Annotated in this window: 15 protein-coding genes and 1 pseudogene; 11 read left to right on the forward strand and 5 right to left on the reverse strand. The window is 62.1% G+C overall.

What is annotated here, in order from left to right:
* Positions 1-4 precede the first annotated feature (4 nt).
* Positions 5-2,990: pseudogene (locus tag AT701_RS01790) on the forward strand (MMPL/RND family transporter).
* Positions 2,991-3,056: 66 nt separating this feature from the next.
* On the opposite strand, the gene AT701_RS01795 reads toward AT701_RS01790, so the two are convergent.
* The 3 genes from AT701_RS01795 to AT701_RS01805 form a co-directional block, all read right to left on the reverse strand.
* On the reverse strand, positions 3,057-3,395 hold the full coding sequence (locus tag AT701_RS01795) for a hemophore-related protein (RefSeq protein ID WP_058125027.1): 339 nt from the start codon (positions 3,393-3,395) through the stop codon (positions 3,057-3,059).
* Positions 3,396-3,579: 184 nt separating this feature from the next.
* Entirely contained in the window at positions 3,580-4,446 is an 867-nt protein-coding gene (rfbA, locus tag AT701_RS01800; RefSeq protein ID WP_058125028.1) for a glucose-1-phosphate thymidylyltransferase RfbA, read from the reverse strand.
* A gap of 134 nt (positions 4,447-4,580) precedes the next feature.
* Entirely contained in the window at positions 4,581-5,546 is a 966-nt protein-coding gene (locus AT701_RS01805; RefSeq protein WP_058125029.1) for a sulfotransferase family protein, read from the reverse strand.
* 312 nt (positions 5,547-5,858) lie between these two features.
* On the opposite strand from AT701_RS01805, the gene AT701_RS01810 reads away from it, so the two are divergent.
* The 8 genes from AT701_RS01810 (at position 5,859) to AT701_RS01845 (ending at position 14,703) form a co-directional block, all read left to right on the forward strand.
* Positions 5,859-6,650, forward strand: a complete 792-nt coding sequence (locus AT701_RS01810) for a GAP family protein (protein WP_157892488.1) — start codon at positions 5,859-5,861, stop codon at positions 6,648-6,650.
* 310 nt (positions 6,651-6,960) lie between these two features.
* Positions 6,961-7,761, forward strand: coding sequence for a TylF/MycF/NovP-related O-methyltransferase (locus tag AT701_RS01815; protein WP_058125031.1), 801 nt, complete (start codon positions 6,961-6,963; stop codon positions 7,759-7,761).
* A 67-nt stretch (positions 7,762-7,828) separates the two neighbouring features.
* Entirely contained in the window at positions 7,829-9,097 is a 1,269-nt protein-coding gene (locus AT701_RS01820; protein ID WP_058125032.1) for a glycosyltransferase, read from the forward strand.
* A 59-nt stretch (positions 9,098-9,156) separates the two neighbouring features.
* Entirely contained in the window at positions 9,157-10,158 is a 1,002-nt protein-coding gene (locus AT701_RS01825; protein ID WP_058125033.1) for a class I SAM-dependent methyltransferase, read from the forward strand.
* A gap of 109 nt (positions 10,159-10,267) precedes the next feature.
* Positions 10,268-11,338: an NAD-dependent epimerase/dehydratase family protein gene (locus tag AT701_RS01830; protein ID WP_058127497.1), complete on the forward strand. Its 1,071-nt coding sequence runs from the start codon at positions 10,268-10,270 to the stop codon at positions 11,336-11,338.
* Between the two features lie 274 nt (positions 11,339-11,612).
* On the forward strand, positions 11,613-12,689 hold the full coding sequence (locus AT701_RS01835) for an acyltransferase family protein (RefSeq protein ID WP_058127498.1): 1,077 nt from the start codon (positions 11,613-11,615) through the stop codon (positions 12,687-12,689).
* Positions 12,690-12,941: 252 nt separating this feature from the next.
* On the forward strand, positions 12,942-13,676 hold the full coding sequence (locus tag AT701_RS01840) for a class I SAM-dependent methyltransferase (RefSeq protein ID WP_058127499.1): 735 nt from the start codon (positions 12,942-12,944) through the stop codon (positions 13,674-13,676).
* 226 nt (positions 13,677-13,902) lie between these two features.
* Positions 13,903-14,703: a TylF/MycF/NovP-related O-methyltransferase gene (locus AT701_RS01845; protein WP_058125034.1), complete on the forward strand. Its 801-nt coding sequence runs from the start codon at positions 13,903-13,905 to the stop codon at positions 14,701-14,703.
* 19 nt (positions 14,704-14,722) lie between these two features.
* Here the strand turns inward: AT701_RS01845 and AT701_RS01850 are convergent, their stop codons facing one another.
* Positions 14,723-15,946: a class I SAM-dependent methyltransferase gene (locus AT701_RS01850; protein WP_058125035.1), complete on the reverse strand. Its 1,224-nt coding sequence runs from the start codon at positions 15,944-15,946 to the stop codon at positions 14,723-14,725.
* Positions 15,947-16,092: 146 nt separating this feature from the next.
* The gene (locus tag AT701_RS01855) at positions 16,093-17,346 is read right to left on the reverse strand and encodes a glycosyltransferase (RefSeq protein WP_058125036.1); all 1,254 of its coding nucleotides are present in this window, start codon (positions 17,344-17,346) and stop codon (positions 16,093-16,095) included.
* A gap of 198 nt (positions 17,347-17,544) precedes the next feature.
* Between AT701_RS01855 and AT701_RS01860 the strand changes: the two genes are divergently transcribed.
* A complete protein-coding gene (locus AT701_RS01860; protein ID WP_058125037.1) occupies positions 17,545-17,799 on the forward strand; it encodes a hypothetical protein in 255 nt (84 codons plus the stop codon).
* Positions 17,800-18,864: 1,065 nt separating this feature from the next.
* Positions 18,865-19,095 (forward strand): MbtH family protein, encoded by a 231-nt coding sequence (locus tag AT701_RS01865; RefSeq protein ID WP_058125038.1) that lies wholly within the window; start codon positions 18,865-18,867, stop codon positions 19,093-19,095.
* The last annotated feature ends 16 nt before the right edge of the window (positions 19,096-19,111 follow it).

The raw sequence follows: 19,111 nt of genomic DNA on the forward strand, positions 1-19,111 counted from the left end.
CTGTATGAGCACTGAGCTGAACACCGAGCAACGGGATCGCCCGTTCGTCGCGCGGGTGGTACGGGCGCTGGCGCCCTTCATCGTTCTGGGATGGCTGATCCTCATCCTCGTGACGACACTCGCTGCCGTGGGCGGTGATTGGGCTTCTGCCATCCCAGCGCTCGAAAAGGTGGGCGAGAAGAACTCGGTCTCCCTGATGCCGCAGGACGCCCCGTCCGCACAAGCGATCAAGCGCATGGGGCAGAAGTTCGAGGAGTCCGACTCCGACAGCTTCGCGATGATCGTGCTGGAGGGCACCGAACCGCTCGGCGAGGATGCCCACAACTACTACGCCGACCTGGTCCGTGACCTGCGCGCCGACACGCGTCACATCGAGCACGTCCAGGATCTCTGGGGCGATCGTCTCACTGCGTCGAGCGCACAGAGCGCCGACGGCAAGGCCTCCTATGTCCAGCTGAATCTGGCAGGCGATCAAGGAACCCCACTGGGTGACGAGTCGGTCGCGGCGGTCCGAGATCTCGTCAACCGGAGCAACCCGCCCGAGGGCGTCTCGGTCTACGTCACCGGTGCGACACCGCTGGTTTCCGACCTGCAGCACAGCGGTAACCGCTCGATCTTGAAGATCACCGCGGTGACGGTCGTGGTCATCTTCACGATGCTTCTTCTCGTCTATCGATCGGTGATCACGGTTATTTTGCTGTTGATCATGGTGGGGTTCGAGGTGGCGGCCGCCCGCGGCATCGTGGCCTTCCTCGGTGCCAACGACGTGTTCGTCCTGTCGACATTCGCCGTCAACATGCTGGTGTTCCTCGCGATCGCAGCGGGCACGGATTACGGCATCTTTTTCTTCGGCCGCTACCAGGAGGCACGCCAACTCGGCGAGGACCGAGAAACGGCCTACTACAGCATGTATCGGGGCGTCGCCCCGGTTGTGATGGCATCCGGGCTGACCATCGCGGGTGCGATTTTCTGCCTGACCTTCACGCGGCTTCCTTACTTCCATACAATGGGCGTCCCGTGCGCCATCGGCATGGCTGTCGCTGTGGCCGCTGCTGTCACGCTCGTGCCAGCAGGTGTCGCCATGGCCAGCAGGTTCGGCTTGCTGGATCCCAAGCGCAAGATGCGGGTGCGGCGCTGGCGGGGAATCGGTACCGCTATCGTGCGGTGGCCTGCGCCCATCCTGGTCGCGTCGCTGGCCGTCGCACTCGTGGGTCTGCTGGCGCTGCCCGGCTACCAGACGAGTTACAACGACCGTGACTACATCCCCCCCGGACATCCCGGCGAACGCGGGTTTCGCCGCGGCCGACCGGCACTTCTCGCAATCACGGATGACGCCCGACATCGTCATGGTCGAAGCGGACCACGACCTGCGGAACCCGGCAGACTTCCTCGTTCTCAACAAAGTTGCCAAGGCGATCTTCAAGGTGCGCGGCGTATCTCGTGTCCAGGGCATTACGCGGCCAGAGGGCACGCCGATCGAACGAACGTCGATCCCGTTTCTGCTGAGCCTGCAGAGCGCCGGACAGGTGCAGGCCACCAACTTCCAGAAACAGCGCATCGACGACATGCTCAAACAGGCCGACGACATGGCGACGATGATCGCTGTGATGAAGCGGTCCTACGGCGTGATGCTGGAACTCGCCGCGACCACCCATTCGATGGTCGAGAGCACGAAAGAACTACAGAACGTCGCCAAGGATCTGCGCGGCTACCTCGCGGTCTTCGACGACTTCCTACGTCCGATCCGCAACTACTTCTACTGGGAAGACCACTGCTACAACATCCCCATATGTTGGTCGCTGCGTTCGATTTTCGACGCGATGGACAAGGTCGATCACCTCAATGACCAGATCGACATCCTCGTCGAGAACATGGAAGATCTGGACGCCCTGCTGCCCCAGTTGATCGCGCAATTCCCCGAGATGATCGCCGTCATGGAGAACATGCGGACGATGACTCTCACCACGCACAGCACGTTCTCCGGGATGCTCAAGCAGTTGGACGAACAGACCGAGGACGTCACCGCGATGGGGCAGGCGTTCGACGCCGCCAAGAATGACGACTCATTCTTCCTGCCACCAGAGGTTTTCGACAACCCGGATTTCAAACGGGCGATGACCTCATTCCTGTCGCCCGACGGAAAGGCCGCGCGGTTCATCATCTCCCACAACGGGGATCCGGCCAGCCCGGAGGGAATCGCCAGAGTCGGCCAGATCCAGACAGCAGCAGAGGAGGCGCTCAAGGGCACTCCGTTGTCAGGGGCGCAGGTCTATCTGGCCGGTACCGCTCCTACCGCCAAGGACTGGCAGACGGGCTCCACCTACGACCTGTTGATCGCGGGTATCGCAGCCATCTGCCTGATCTTCATCATCATGCTGATCGTCACCCGCAGCTTCATCGCGGCACTGGTGATCGTGGGTACTGTCGTGCTCTCGCTGGGCGCATCGTTCGGTGTGTCGGTGCTGCTGTGGCAGTACATTCTGGGCATCCATCTGCACTGGATGGTGCTCGCGATGTCGGTCATCATCTTGTTGGCGGTGGGGTCCGACTACAACCTGCTACTGGTCTCCCGCATGAAGGAGGAGATCGGCGCAGGCTTGAACACCGGGATCATCCGGGCGATGGGTGGCACCGGCAAGGTCGTCACCACGGCCGGCGTGGTGTTCGCGGCGACGATGGCCGCGATGGTGGTCAGCGATCTGCGGATCATCGGTCAGATCGGCACCACCATCGGCCTCGGCCTGTTGTTCGACACCATGATCGTGCGGTCGTTCATGACACCATCGATCGCGGCGCTGCTCGGGCGTTGGTTCTGGTGGCCGCAGAGGGTGCGGCCACGTCCCGCGAGTACGCTCCTGCGCCCGTACGGGCCGCGACCGCTGGTGCGCGCACTGCTCGAAGGCCCACCGCCCGGTGACGAGACCCCCGGTGACCAAGGGGGTCGACCCTCCGACGACGACACACCGATCGGTCCGCTGCGGACCCGGTGATGCGGAACGGGCCGCAGCGCACTGATTGTTCGGCGCGCCGCGACCCGTTCTGCTGCTCTGAAGTCCTCAGTACTTGACGCAGCTGGTCAGCATCTGCTGGAACACCGGTAGCGCCACATTGGCGCCGGGATTGTTCTTGATCTGGTTCAGCAGGTTCACACGCTGGTCGCGGGGTGAAGCCAAGAACACCCTGATGAACTCGATGTTCGCCGGGTACTTGTCGAGATACTGAGCGGCCATGGGGTTTTCCGTGCGCACAGCGGTCATCGCCTGGTCGAAGTTGCAAGGCGAGTCGATCAGCGGTGTGACATCCGGTTCAGCTGACGCAACTCCGGCCGCTGCGCCCAGCGACAGTGCCGCAGCACCCACGGCGACGCCAAGCCTCGTAAGCGATTTCTTGATCATGTTGTCCCCTCCTTGAAAAAACGATCCATCGAACCCAAGACGTTCAACCAGAAAACGAGGCCTGGCGTTCCACCGACGTGCATCAACTACCACTGACACGTCGGCCTCAAACCTCGCGGGCTACTACCCATATCTGTGGGCGCATGCCCGGTGTTACAGCAGTATGCCCCTTTCTGTGGGCGGGCTACTCTCGATCCAGAAGTTGCAGCAGGTAGTGGCCGTAGCCGGACTTGAGCAACTCCTTGGCGCGAGTTGCGAGTTGCTCGTCGTCGATGAAACCCGCGCGCCAGGCGATCTCCTCGGGGGCGCCGATCTTCAATCCTTGGCGACGCTCGATGGTGCGGACGAAATCACTCGCATCCAACAGAGAGTCGAAGGTGCCGGTATCCAGCCACGCGGTGCCACGCGCGAGCACCTCGACCGACAACTCGCCGCGGTCGAGATAGGTCTGGTTTACCTCGGTGATCTCGTACTCCCCACGCGCAGACTTGCTCAGCGACCGCGCTATTTCGATGACGTTGTTGTCGTAGAAGTACAGTCCCGGCACGGCATAATGGGATTTCGGTGACTTCGGCTTCTCCTCCAACGAAAGAGCAGTGCCGTCAGGACCGAACTCCACCACACCGTACGCGGACGGGTTCGCGACCCAATACGCGAAAATGGCTCCGCCGGTGACATTTTGGAATCGCTTCAGGCTCGTTCCAAGGCCGGGGCCGTAGAAGATGTTGTCGCCGAGCGCAAGTGCGACCGTATCGGTGCCGATGTGGTCCGCGCCGATGACGAAGGCCTGCGCGAGGCCCTCGGGTTCGGCCTGTACGGCGTACGTAAGGCTGACACCGAACGCGGAACCATCGCCGAGTAGGCGCTGAAACGCCGATGCGTCAGCCGGTGTCGTGATGACGAGGATGTCCCGTATCCCCGCCATAATCAGCGTGGACAGGGGATAGTAGATCAGAGGTTTGTCGTAGACCGGCAGCAGCTGCTTGCTGACCCCCATGGTGATCGGATGCAGCCGGGTGCCGGAACCGCCGGCCAGTATTATCCCGCGCATACGTCGTTCCTACCCGACAAAAACTGCGGAGTCGATGAATTCGGCCTCGACGTCGGTGTTGCCGTGAGAATGAATCACGTAGCCACTGTATGGCACACGGCGGCGATCGGTCAGACGGTGTGAGGCGAAGGGCCTCAGGCCCAGGTGCCTCTTCGGCGATGTGCCATCGCCACGACCTCCAGGATCGGCCGGACGACAGCCGGTTTGACGAGTTTGTTGAGCAGGCCGTCTTGAAAGTGACGATTGCCTTCGTTCATCACGCGGAAATCGTGCTCTGCAACGCGGAACTGCTCGTACACGCGATCCAGGGTGTCGGTGTCGATGGGCTCATCTCGCCCCGCTGCCCGCAGAACCGCGTAGACCGTCGACAACCAGTCGGTACCGAACCGGTCGATAACCGGTTTCTCGCTGCGTTGCCGTCGGAGGCTGGGCGCGAGGAAATCGTCGACTGCCTGTTCGTCGGGCGGGGTGAGGTCCACGTTCAACGCGGTGGACACGCGTTTCACCTCGCGGCGCCAGTCATCGATCATGTTCGGGTAGTCGACGACGACCCGGGGCACGTCACGGGTGTGCCGCTCTGACAGAAGGTTTCCCTTGAGCCATAGTCCCGCCGTCAATTCCGGCGGGGCCTTTGCCGCCGCGGCGAGCGAACTCGCTACCTCCCCGGGATGGCGCACAGGGATGACGACCGCGATGTCATATCCCGCCGCGCGGGCGGCCTCGAACCACATGTCGTAGAGAACAACGATCTGGAGGTCCTTGACGACGACGACGTCGGATTTCGGCAACTTGGCAATGAATGGTTCGATCTTGGCCATACAGGCCGCCCGCTCCTTGCCGACGTACTGTTCTTCCTCGGTGAGGCGGAGCGTCGGATCCCACCAGGCGCTCCCGTGGCGGTCGAGTATCGAGCGATTGAGCAGGAGGGATTCCCGCGGTTCCCAGTAGCCGCGTGGATTCGATTTGTCCGCGCCCATCATCTTGGTGGGTAGCGCGGCCCCGCACAACGACAGAACGCGGGTGAGCGCGGACGATCCGGACCGGCCCATGCCGAGGACGAAGAGGATCACTGGACGCGTTCGCGTGCCGTTGCCGGTCATGAGCGGCTTCCCCCGAACGTTGTGGAAGACCCAGCTGGCGCAGCTGCATGACAACTCGTGTGGGTTGTTCTGATCATGATTCCCCCGGGTCGTAGAGATACTTTGCGGGGCAGTGCGCCGTCGCCGCTGCCGCTCAGACGGTCCAACATTAGGCCAGGTCTTTTGATGCCACAGAGCCTTTCGGAAATCAACGGCCATGGGGAACGCGGCCACGACCGCGTGTTCATTGCCGTTTCAAACGGTCCCGCGTACCGCACTGTTGTACAGCGGAACAAACGGCATACGAAAATTCGAGGCTGTAGCGTGTCGGCCATGTGGAGCTCAGTGATGGGCCTGGCACTCATGGGGACGCTCAATCCGGTGCGTCTCGGTGTGCTGCTGCTGCTGATCTCCCGGGAAAAGCCCGCCCAGAACCTGGTCGCGTTCTGGATCGGCTGCCTGACGGTGAGCCTGTTCCTCATTGTCGGGCCCCTCGTGCTCCTCCATTTCACGCCGTTGTTCGATTCCTTCTCCGACCGTCTGGCGGCCCCGTCGGACAAGTCGCGGTTCGCACATCTACAGGTCGGTATCGGACTGTTCGCGTTGTTCATCGCCGCGGCGATCCTGGCGCGCGCCCGTTTACGCCGACGCGCGGCTGTCCGGCAGCCGGAGGAGCGTATGGCGCCTGCCTCCGGCCATGGGCCCGGTGCGATGGTGGCGTCGGGCGCTTTCGGCGACACCGAGCGATCCGGCGTGTTGAAGGGGTCGTCACACCGCCTGGTGACGAGGGCACGGGACGCCTGGAACAGCGGGACCCTGTGGGTGGCTTTCGTGGTGGGCCTCGCGATGGGGCCGGCGCCGGAGATCGTCCTCATCGTGTTGGCCGTCATCGTGACATCGGGTGCGGCCGCATCGGTTCAGCTCGGTGCGGCAGTCGTCTACATTGCCGGCGTGCTGGCGGTCGTCGAGATCGTCTTGATCAGCTACGTGCTGGCGCCCGCGCGCACCGAACCGGTGCTGCGCAAGCTACGCGAGTGGGCGCTGGTGCACCGCCTGCACGTCCTGGTTGTCATCTTCACGGTGGTGGGTCTGTCGAGTCTGATCCGGGGGTTGAGCGTCATCTGAGCGATCGCGAAGCAACTGGCCGAGGGCAATTTTGTCGTGCCGGGGAGGAACGGGGGCGGCGATCTGTGGATTCGCATCAGATATTTGCCATAAGGGCGTTTTACTGCGATCGAACCATTTGGCTTTGGAGATTGACGCAGTAGTCGAATTAGCCTTGTTTGCAGGATCTGTGCGAAAACTCGACAACGACTGCCCCTAACAGTGTTCGGGCGGGTGCGCTGTGTGCTACCGAATTGCACTAACGCCCCCATACCCGGGTTAGGCTCATCTCCGATGTACCGCCACAGGAGATAGGGGCAGTTTTTTGACTGTGACTCACCGCGACAGCCGATCCGCGTATCTCGACCTGCTCCGGCGGGACCTGACCCGCTACGGGAGCGACGAGTTGGTCCCCGTGGGGTGGGGTTTGCTGCACCGTCCGCTGTTCAAGCTCGGCAACCTCATGCTCGTACGGAAGCGTGCCTTCGATTCACGCAAGCGCGACCTGGGCTTGGACTGGCCTGCCGACGCTCTGACGATGATCGGGATGAAGCGGCTCACGAGCCTGCAGGAATGCGTCGAAACCGTGCTCGCCGAGGACGTCCCCGGCGACCTGGTCGAGTGTGGGGTGTGGCGAGGCGGGGCGTCCATCCTCATGCGCGCGGTGTTGTCCGCGTACGGTGACGAGACCCGTCGGGTGTGGCTCGCGGATTCCTTCCAGGGTGTGCCCCCGCCGGACGCCGAGAAGTACGCGGCGGACAAGGGCGACCGGCTGCATCGTGCGGCGCCGATTCTCGCGGTCTCCGAAGCGGACGTCAGGGCCAACTTCGAGCGTTACGGTCTGCTGGACGACCAGGTCCGTTTCCTGCCGGGTTGGTTCAAGGACACTCTGAATGACGCCCCGATCGAACAGATTGCGGTGCTCCGGCTCGATGGTGATCTCTACGAGTCCACGATCCAGGCTCTTGACGGTCTTTACCGCCGCCTGTCGCCGAGGGGTTTCTGCATCATCGACGACTACCACGCCATCGACGGATGCAAGAAGGCGGTGACGGACTTCCGTGCGGCACACGGGATCTCCGCAGACATCGTCGAGATAGACGGGACGGGCGTGCTCTGGCGCAAGGAGTGAGCGCCGAGCCCACCGCGGCAGGCGGCCGGCGGCGCACCCGGATCCTTCTGAAAGGCTTTGACTCCAGATGAAATTCGTGATGGCCACCTACGGGACCAGAGGTGATATCGAGCCATCTCTGGTCGTAGGCCGCGAGCTGTTGCGCCGCGGGCATGACGTGCGAATGGCTGTCGCACCCGACTCTGTGGATTTCGTCGAGGCTGCAGGTGTCCCGGCCGTGCCATTCGGCTTGGACACCCGCACCTGGCTGAACGTCTATCGCAACTTCTGGAATTCGGTCTTCAAGGAATTCTGGAAGATCAACGAACTGCGGGCGCTGTGGAAAGAGCTGTGGGAGCGCAGCGACGAGAGTTGGGCGCAGATGAGCGCCACGCTGACCGAGGTGGCGGCCGACGCCGATGTGCTCTTCGCGGGACAGGCCTACCAGGAGACGGCCGCCAACGTCGCTGAACACTTCGACATTCCTCTGGTCACGCTTCATCATGTGCCGGTACGGCCGAACGGACGACTGGTGCCGATCTTGCCTCCTCTGCTCGGGCGTACGGCGATGAAAGGCTTCGATTGGTTCACCTGGTTGCTGAACAAGAAGGTCGAGGACGCGCAGCGGAGGGAACTCGGCTTGCCGAAGGCGCGGATCCCGTCGACCCAGCGGATCGGCAACCGTGAGTCGCTGGAGATCCAGGCCTACGACGAGGTGTGTTTCCCGGGCCTGGCCGCCGAATGGGCGAAATGGGGGGAGTTACGCCCCTTCGTCGGCGCCCTGACGATGGAGCTGTCGACGGAGGTCGACGGCGAGGTCTCGGACTGGATCGCGGCCGGGACGCCCCCGATCTGTTTCGGTTTCGGCAGCATGCCGGTGGAGTCGCCGAGGGACACCGTGGAGATGATCAGTACGGCGAGTGCGTTGTTGGGCGAGCGCGCCCTGATCTGTGCTGGCTACAGCGATTTCAGCGGGGTCCCGACTTACGACCATGTGAAAGTCGTGGGCGCGGTGAACTATGCGGCCATCTTCCCGTCGTGTCGTGCGGTGGTGCACCATGGCGGGTCCGGAACCACGGCGGCGAGCATGCGTGCGGGCGTCCCGACATTGATCCTCTCCATGGATGCAAACCAGACATTGTGGGGTTCGCAGGTCAAGAAGCTCAAAGTTGGTACGACCCGTAGATTCTCCGCGACGACCAAGGATACGTTGATCACCGATCTGCGACGTGTCCTCGATCCGGCGTGCGCCGAGCGTGCGAAAACTCTCGCCCTGCAGATGACCAAGCCGGCCGACGGTGTTCGGCGCGCGGCGGATCTGGTCGAGAATTTCGCGCGAGTGAGAAGTGCTGCCTGATCGGCCCGCCGATGTCGTCGCGGCCTTTCAGAATGTGGAATCCTGAGCGGAAAAGGTAGATGTCCGAAATCAGCAAAGAATGCCGGATGTGTGGGTCCGCGGGACCACATCGGACGGTCACCGTCCGCGAGATGTATTACGGCACCCGCGAACTGTTCGAGTACTATGTCTGCGCCGACTGCGAGACGCTGCAGATCGTGGATGTGCTCGAAGGTGAGGAACTCGCTCGCCACTACCCGCGGAAGTACTACTCGTACAACGCTTCCCAGGGGGCCGGTGTGCTCCAGTGGTTGACCAGACAACGAGATCGTCATGACCTGGGCGAGGGCACACAGCCAGTCGGTGCCCTCATCGCCGCTCTGCCGCCTGGCATTCGCTCGCTCATCGGCACAAACGACGCGAGCGGTGATGTTGTCGGGATGCTCGGTCAGTTGGGTGTGGGGCGTGAGGCGCGGATCCTCGATGTCGGATGTGGCGGCGGTGCCCTACTCGACCGGTTGGCGAGAGCGGGCTTCCGTAACCTGTTCGGGGCCGATCCCTTCGTCGATGCGGACACCACCACATCAATGGGTGTGCCGATCGCCAAACAGTTCATGGAGGACGTGGCCGGCGAGTTCGATGTGATCATGTTCAACCATTCGCTCGAACACGTACCGGACCCGGTTTCGACTTTGAAAGCCGCGCGCGCCCGGCTCGCGTCCGGTGGTATCTGTGTGGCACGGGTGCCCACGACGTCTTCGGAAGCGTGGGATGTCTACGGGAAGAACTGGTGTCTGATCGATGCGCCCAGGCACACGGTGGTGCCGTCACGGCGTGGAATGGCGCGGGCCGCCGAAGCGGTCGGTATGCAATTGGAGCGGACGATCGACGATTCGAATGCGTCCCAGTTCTTCGGCAGCGAGATGTACCGCACCGACACCGCACTGACCGAGGCCGGCGGCTTCGGCTATCTCTTCAAGACTTTCGGCGTGAAGCGCGTCTGGGACTGGGAGCGACGTTCGATCGCGCTCAACCGGCAAGGACGCGGCGATCAGACAGGGTTCATCCTGCGCGCGAGATGAATTCGGGGTAGGCCCGGATAGGATCCCCCCGGCCGCACGCCCTGTGGCGGGCACGTATGTGCACAAACTGGAGAACATCGAAGGAAAGGCCTCGACCGTGGCAAAGTCCGTGCTCATCACTGGTGGAGCGGGGTTCATCGGCTCGTTGCTTTCACGTCGGCTCGTTGAAGCAGGTTACGAAGTCGCGGTGACCGATGTCTTCCTTCCCCAGGTGCACGGGGAGCGACGGAAGGCCGACCTGCCGTCGTCGGTCCGACTGTTCACCAGCGACGTCACACATGCTCCTGACTGGGACGCCGTACTGCGGCTGTTCCGCCCGGATCAGGTGGTCCACCTGGCCGCAGAAACGGGTACCGCACAGTCCCTTTCGCAAGCGACACGACACGGCTCGGTGAACGTCGTCGGCACCACCCAGCTCCTCGACGCGTTGAGCCGTGCCGACCTGGTGCCGGAGCAGATCGTCGTCGCGTCGTCGCGGGCTGTCTACGGTGAAGGCGCATGGCGAAGCGGCACCGAGGTCTTCTACCCGAAACCACGAAGCCATGCCCAGCTGGCAGCAGGCATCTGGGACCCCGTGGGGCCCACTGATACCCCTGCGGTGCATCTGCCCAGCCGTGCGGGCGTGACCCAGCCTAGGCCGACGAACATCTACGGGGCCACCAAACTCGCCCAGGAGCACCTCCTGGCGGCTTGGACATCCGCGCATGACAGCGCGCTCAGTGTGTTGAGGCTGCAGAATGCATACGGCCCCGGCCAGTCCCTCACCAATCCCTACACCGGTGTTGTTCCGTTCTTCGCGCGGGTCTCACGTGAGGGGCGCGCATCGGAGGTGTACGAAGACGGCCTCATCATCCGGGACCTCGTCTACATCGACGATGTCATCGACGCGCTCTTCGCCGCGGTGGACAGGCCTGCGGCAGAGTCGCGACACGTGGACATCGGCTCCGGTATCGGCGTCACGATCCATGATCTGGCGCGCAAGATCGCGGCGGCGTTCGACGCACCTGAGCCTGTGGTGGTCGGCAAGTTCCGCGACGGCGACATCCGGGCCGCGAGTGCCGACATCGAACCGGCGCAGCGGGAACTGGACTGGGCACCCAAGTGGGGACTAGACGACGGTCTCCGGTCCCTGCTGGACTGGATCAACGAACAACACGAGCTGTCCGCCCGCAACAACTGAATGTTCGCGTTGTCGGCCGCTGATGCGCTGACGGCGATCACTCACGGGAAATCGGCTGATCAGTGCCTTGGTTGACAGGACGAATCAGGTTGCCAGTTTCGACCGCCGCGGGTGGCTTGCCCGGACGATGGCTGTGAGTACGGTTTTTCCTGCGCGAGGCTGGGATTCGCCCTACTAGGATTCGTCCTGTTTGATATTGAGGATTCGGCAGTGGTAGCTACCGTCGGATTCATCAGGCGGCGCGGGAGGATCCGTGCGGATGAAGGCGGGGACGATGAAGCTGGGGCAGGTTTTCGATCCGCGTAACAACGCGTTGAACGCCTTCCGCCTCGCATTGGCGGCAGAAGTCATTCTCTGGCATTCGTTCCCCATCACGGGCCGCATGCCCCCCGAACCCGTACTGCAGGTTCTGTTCTCGGTCGGTGTCGACGGATTCTTTGCCATCTCAGGGTTTCTCATCACGCGGAGCTGGTTGACCAACCCCCAGATCCGTGACTACCTCCTCGCGCGTGCCCTACGAATCCTCCCCGGCTTCTACGTATGTCTCATCGTGACCGCCTTCGTGTTCGCGCCGCTCTATCTCGCGACCCACGGCGACTCGGTCGCCAAGGTGTTCGGAACTTCGGCGCCGTTCGAGTTCATTCTCAAGAACAGCGGATTGATCTATATCCAGCGTGACATCGCGGGTACGCCCTACGACATCCCCGACCACATGGCCGGCTGGAACGCGTCGCTGTGGTCGTTGATCTGGGAAGTGATGTGCTACATCATCGTTGCGATCCTGGGGTTGATCGGGCTGGCCAAGCGGCGATGGACATCCGTGGTGATTCTGTGTCTCGCGCTGGTCGGCGCGAACTTGTTCCCGCCGCTCACCTTCCCCGGCGTGTGGACCATCCCCCAGCTCATGATGCGCTGCGCGATCATGTTCGCGGCCGGCGCGATGATGTATCAGTGGCGTGGCGTCATCCCGGCCCGATGGTCCCTGGTTGCGGTGTGTGTGGTGATCGTGTTCGCGGCGGGCCTGATGCCCGACTACCGCATCCTCGGCGGCGTCCCACTGGCCTATGCCGTGATCGTGGCGGGCTCGCTCATCAAGGCCAAGCGGTTGAACCTCCGCACGGATCTGTCCTACGGCCTCTACATTTACGCCTTCCCGATTCAGCAGTTGCTCGCGGGTCTGGGGCTGGTGTTCCTCCATCCGGTGGCATTCTTCGCCGTATCCACAGCCGCCACGCTGCCTTTTGCCGCGCTGAGTTGGTTCATCGTCGAGAAGCGCGCCATGGCCCTCAAACACCGGGCCAGGATGAAGAGGGCGGCGACTTCGCCGCAGGTCGAACCTCAGCCTGGTTGAACCGGACCGCTTCACGTAGGGTTCGCCGCGCACAGCAATTACCCTGCTCGTCAGAATGCGCTACGAGCGAAAATTTGCGAGCCGGCCATCTCCTCACAGTAGGCTGGCTGTCACCGCGCGGACCGCTCGTGCACAGCGGCCGGATTCGCTTGAGCAACAGAGGGAATCAATATAATGCCTATGTTCCGGCCGGTTTTCCTGCCGAGGCCGCCGTTCATCTTCCGTCGGTACCCGTTCAAGGGTCGCAAACAAATGCTGGCCGCACTCGGCTCGGACCTGGCCCGCCCGGTGGTCATGCGACGAGACGATTCTCCTCCCGGGGAAACAGCGATCGGGAAGATTTTCGACAAGTCCGAACATATCCACAAGCTGCGTCACTACCTGCCGATCTATGAACGCTTCCTGCCCGGAGCCGAGCGGATGCTTGAGATCGGCGTCGATCGAGGGGGATCCCTCAAGATGTGGCGAGAATTCCTGCCCGACACCACGATCGTCGGTCTCGACATCAACCAGAACTCCGCGCAGTTCGACGACCCGGAACGGGATGTCCACGTCCGGATCGGCGATCAGACCGACACGAGCTTCCTCAGCAGCGTCGACGACGAGTTCGGGCCGTTCGACGTGATCCTCGACGACGGTGGCCATACGCCCAACCAGATGATCTCTTCGTTCCAGTTCCTGTTCCCGAGACTGAAGCCGGGCGGCGTGTACCTTGTGGAGGACGTGTGCGCGAACTACTGGATGGGTTATCGCGATCGTCCCGACACGTTCATCGACTTCACGAAAACGCTCATGGATGCCATACACGCGCCATACATGGCGCTGCGCTCACCATTCGACTTCATGGAGGAGCATCCAGATCGCGTCGACCACGTGCAGGTTCCGTTCGCGGCGACGATTGTCGACAGCATCCAGGTGTTCGACTCGGTGGTTGTCGTCCATCGGTCGAAGGAGCCGAAGCCGTTGCCGCGGACGGTGTATCGGTAGACCCGACAACCTTCGGGTTTGCCGAGCTGGTCCTCGTTGTCCATTGAGCGTCGTCGGCGGATTCTTTGTCCGATCGCTGCGTTAGCTTGTCGGGTGTGCGTGTGGGAGTGTACTGCCCGAATTGCCGTGGCGGCAAGAGCAATCGGACTGGGCCAGGGAGTGCCGTGCGGTGAAGTTGCTGCAGCATCGGCGTTGTCTCCACGGCGAAGCGATGTGCCGCGGTGTTATGGTTGCCGCCGTGCCGACTCGATTGTCGTTTCCCGCCCGTCTGAAGATGTTGGCCGTACGTGGCGAATATTGGCTCGCGCGCACCATTTTGCGGGACGTGTATTCGAACGATGCGTTGATCACGTTCAATACGCATGCGTTCATGGAAGATCCGGATTTCCAGCGCGCGTACGAGCGCGGTGCGAAGGCACTCGGCGACATGGACTGGTATCAGTGGCACTGGCGCGTGCACGTGGGGCTGTGGGCGGCAGCGAGTGCGAGCAAACTCGAGGGTGACTTCGTCGAATGTGGCGTCAGCTATGGCTTTCTGAGCAGCGCCATCATGGAGTACCTCGACTGGAACAGTCTCGAAAAGACGTTCTATCTTCTCGACACCTTCACCGGGTTGGATCCGCGGTACGTATCAGCGGTCGAGCGCGAATCGGGTGCCCTTGAGACGAGCGAGGCGCACCTGCGTGACGGTCTATATGTCGATTCCGTCGACAGCGTCCGCGCCAACTTCTCGGAATGGAAAAACCATCGGATCATCGTCGGTGCTGTCCCCGACACGCTCGATCAGGTCGATGCCGAAAAAGTGGCGTACCTGCACATCGACATGAACTGCGCGCCTCCTGAGGTCGCCGCGCTGCGCTACTTCTGGCCCCGCCTGACGCCCGGCGCGTTCGTCCTCCTGGACGACTACGCCAACAGGGGCCGTGAGGAGCAGCGCATCGCCATGGACGAGGTCGCGAAAGAACTCGGCGTGATGGTCTGCACCCTGCCCACGGGGCAGGGGCTGATCATCAAACCGGCAGCCTGACCGTCGGCACCGCGGGCCCTCAGACGATGTGAACCTGGGGTACGTAGACGATCCAGCGGCCGCCCTTCTCCTGGAAGAGTCGCTCCTTGCCCATGATCTCCTCTGCGTGATTCCACGCGAACAGCAACGCGTAGTCCGGGTACGGGTCGGCGAACGCATCGGGCGGGCAGACCGGGATCAGCGACATCGGCGTCACCCGCCCCTGTTTTTCCGGTGTCGAGTCGCAGACCATCGGCAGTAGGTCGGGGCCGATACCGCAGTAGTTGAGCACGGTGGCGCTCCTCGACGTCGCGCCGTAGCCGACAACGCGTTTACTGTCGGAGCGGAGTTTCTCCAGTAGGGATACCAGGTCTGTCTTGATGCGGCCGACCTCACCGGCGAACCGTTCGAACGCTTCCTCCCCGGCCAGTCCTTCGGCTTGTTCCTTCGCGAGAAGTTCTGACACCGCGGCGCTCGGCACCCTCGTCCCTCGCCGTGCCACGGTGTATCGGATCGAACCGCCGTGGAGCGGCAGATGTTTGGCGTCGACGAGTTCGAAGCCGAAATGCTCGGCCATGGCCTTCACCGAGGTCACCGAGAAAAGGTAGATGTGTTCGTCGTAGATCTGGTCGAAGTAGTTGTGCCGGATTATGTCGGCCAGGGAACGGTCTTCGAAGACGAACGAACCATCGGGGCGCAGCAGGGTGTCGACGCCTTTGAAGATCGTCGCCAGATCCGAGATATGACTGAATGTGTTCGCCGAGAAGATGATGTTCGCAGGCCCCTGCTCGGCGTAGATCTCCTCCGCAGTGGATGCATTGAAGAAATCGGTGCGGACATTGATGCCGTGTGAACGTGCGACCTCACCCGCACTCGCAGCCGGATCGACACCGAGGTGCCGCACGCCCGCGGCGCTCAACGTCTTCAGCATGACGCCGTCGTTGCTTCCGATCTCGACGATGAAGGTGTTCTGGAGGTCCGCGCATGTGTCTATGATCTGACGCGCGACCTCTTCGAAGTGCTTGCGGATCATCATGGAGCCCGACGCGCGGTAGGGATAATCGGCCCGGTACATGTCGTTCGGCGGTACGGTCTCAAGTTGCTGCACCATGGTGCACGTCTCGCAGGAACCGATTGCGAGTCGGAAGACAGGCACGTTACCGGCGTCTTCTCGCTTGACGAACGCGTTCGAGACAGGTTGTCGGCCGAGATCGAGCACCTGGCGTAGAACACCGCCGCAAATACGACACCTGTAGTCGGTCACGCTGCCCCCTGTTATTCGGATGTCGGATCACCTGCCGACCCGCACAGCAGGCTCACCATTGCCGAAAGCCTATTGCTTTCTGGTACGACCTTCCTGCTTTTCGTGCAGAGGAGCGGAATTGCCGGGTGCCGGCACCGGCCGCGCAATCACCGGCTCGATTTTTCCGCGGTTGCCTCGAAGAGATCGGCGGCCGTTCGCACGCTTGCGTCCGCCTGTGTCATTTGCGCGGCGACGGCTCGGGCGCGTATCAGGCATTCCTCGGCAAGGACCTTGTGCAGGTCGGAGACCAAGGTCTTCGTGGTGGTGCTCGAGAATCTCCGCGCGGTGCCCACCTTCAAACGCTTGAGTTGATTACCCCAGTAAGGCTGGTCGGCTGAACTCCACAAGATCAACGTCGGTACCGCGGCGCGCAGGCTGGCCGCGGTGGTGCCGGACCCCCCGTGGTGGACCACAGCGCGGCAGGCAGGGAAGATCTCGGCGTAGTTGACCGCTCCGACAACCTTCACGTGCTGGGGGACGCGCACGCCCGTGAAGTCGGTCCCTCCGGCACAGAGCAGTGCTCGCTGACCCAGTTCGGCACACGCGGCACCGATCATCGCCAACGTGTCTGCCGGTGACGCCAGTGGAATGCTGCCCGTCGCGAAACAGATGGGAGCTGAGCCTGCTTCGATCCATGCGGTGACCTCGGAGTCGTCCGCTGTCGGCAACCCCATGGTCAATGCACCCGTGAAGGGACGCTGAGCGCCCCACCGGGCCCATTCGGAAGCGAGGCCGGGGACAGACACCGCGTCATAGGCCTGGATCTCAAGCCACCCGTGTTCGGCGATGCGGCGTGACGCCGGGGCCGTTGCTTTCGGAAGACCGAGTTCGCGTCGCTGCATGTCTTCCACCTTTCGCGTCGACCGCCAGAGCAACCAGTCGGTCAACGTCCCACCAGAGCGCACCACGGCCGCAGGTAGCGCCGGGATCAACTTGCCGTTCGGGCGCATCGGGAAGTGGTGCAACCCGACGAGCGGAATTTTGTAGTACTCCGCGACGTTGGCGGCGGGCTGTTCGAAGTTCAGCCCTGTCGACAGCAGATCGGCGCCGTCAGCGACAGTGAAAAGGGTTTCGGCGGTGTCGGGCCAGTAGCGAGCGATCGGCGCCCACAGTTCGCGCAGCGTTCCGACGGGATTCCGGATCACCCGGTTCCAGAATTCGCGAAGAAAGTCTTCTCGGAGAAAGTCCTCCAGCGGAGGCCCGTACGTAAGGGCTTCGAGACCCGCTTCCTTTGCAAAACCGACCAGCTCCGGCGGCACAGCCATGCGAACGCCATGACCGCGGTCCTGTAGCTCGCGCCCTATGGCGACAGACGGCTCTACGTCGCCCCGGGTTCCGTAGCATGCCAGCGCAAACTTCATGTCGGAAGAGCCTCTCGGTTTTGTCTGTGGGTGGGATTATCGCCTACTCGAACGTGGAGACGGCCCTCGCGAGTACAGCGATCTGGGTTCTCGAGAGGCTGCCGAACGAGACTATCTGTGGGGCAGTTGGATTGACGGGCAGCTGTTGATGGGCATTCGGCAGCGGCGCTTCATCTCGCCACGCGTATAGTCGTCGGCATGAACCTGGTTCGGTCGATCGAACGCGGCTTGGACTGGCTTGCGGAGCCCAAGCGGTTGCCGGGTCGGCTGGAGATGGAGACCCAGCGCGGTAAGCGGCTCGAGCTGGAAGTGGTGTCCTTCGCAGTCCGTATGCCCATCGCGGGAGGAACGGTGGTGCGTGTGCCGCTGTTCTTCATGCTCATGCCGCGTGGTTCCTCTCCGATCGAAGGGACGCATATCAACGCCGACGAAGGTCCTGACGACAGGCAATAGTCTCTCGTGGTGGGACTTTCGGTTTCGGCAAATTCGAACTTTTTCTTTTGACCGATTCACGCGATCTTTTGGCAAAAATATCGCGCGCGAAAATCCAAAAAGATCGGCTTTTGAATAGTTATACCGCCAGGCCGAGTGACCCGCGGACACACTCCCTCGCGCGGCGAACCGGGCGGCACACGCCTGCCGTCGACTTTGCCGGTCCTGTTCAGAGCGCGCTTGCGACGACGATCGTCGCAGCGTATGAGGGGTCAATCGGTGCGCCGCCAAGTAGAGGTGATCGGCCTCACGTCGCTGCGATGGAGTGTCGGAAGCGGACGTTTCATCGGCTCACCGAAGCTTGCTGAGGCGCCTGGCGTCGCTGCGAAAAGCGCGGTGGTCTTCCCGCACGCCGTCGGTAGGTCGGCCCCCGGCGGCGGACTGTGCAATATTGCGTCTTGAACCGCGCTGAACTGCACAAACGTCCGAACTTCGGGACTTGATGAGGTGGTGACGACGCCGATTCGCGTACTCGGTAGCGAGTGACTGATGCGCAGATGTTGCCCAAGCCGCGCAAGAGTGTCGTGTCAGGGTCTGATATGTGAATGTTCATTCCGACCTGTCCGCTGTCTGAGCACATTTTCGCAACGCATAGTGCTGGACGAAGTATCACGATGAGCAGTTGATAACGGGATCACGCGTCGATATGGCAACTTGTTGAAACTTCACCGAAAAGGACGAATCGCGCGCAAGGGACTGCTGACAACCGATGTTGTGTTTGACTTCGATAGTTTGCTGAAATCTGCACGAGTCAGGGGTGTACCCAAACTCCTCACGGGCAGCTCAGTGACGCCACACAAGTCTCACAGAGATGCAATTTTCGCAATTGATTAGAAAGCCAATGCACTAGGCCTGAACAGGTGAAACTCTGTAGGTAAATGTCCTCGGCTAATGTTCTATGACGATCTTGAAGGTCGCTGGCGGGTCGCTGACATCCGCTTCTTCGGGAAAAGGGTTATCCCGGCGATGCGACCTACCGTATGTTTGCGTTATGTTTGCGATGTCCGCTGAACAGCCGGGAGAAACGTGAGCATCAACCCGTTCGATGACGACAACGGCAGCTTTTTCGTCTTGATCAACGACGAAGAGCAGCACAGCCTGTGGCCCAGCTTTGCCGACGTGCCTGCTGGGTGGCGGGTGGTTTTCGGTGAAGCAAGCCGTGCTGAGTGCCTGGAGTTTATTGAACAGAATTGGACCGATATCCGACCGAAGAGCCTGCGCGAGAGGTTGGCGCAGGGCGGGGCTCTTGACGGCTGAGTCAAATAAGTCTGTT

The organism is Mycolicibacterium smegmatis, assembly GCF_001457595.1.
GTDB classification, from domain to species: Bacteria; Actinomycetota; Actinomycetes; order Mycobacteriales; family Mycobacteriaceae; genus Mycobacterium; species Mycobacterium smegmatis.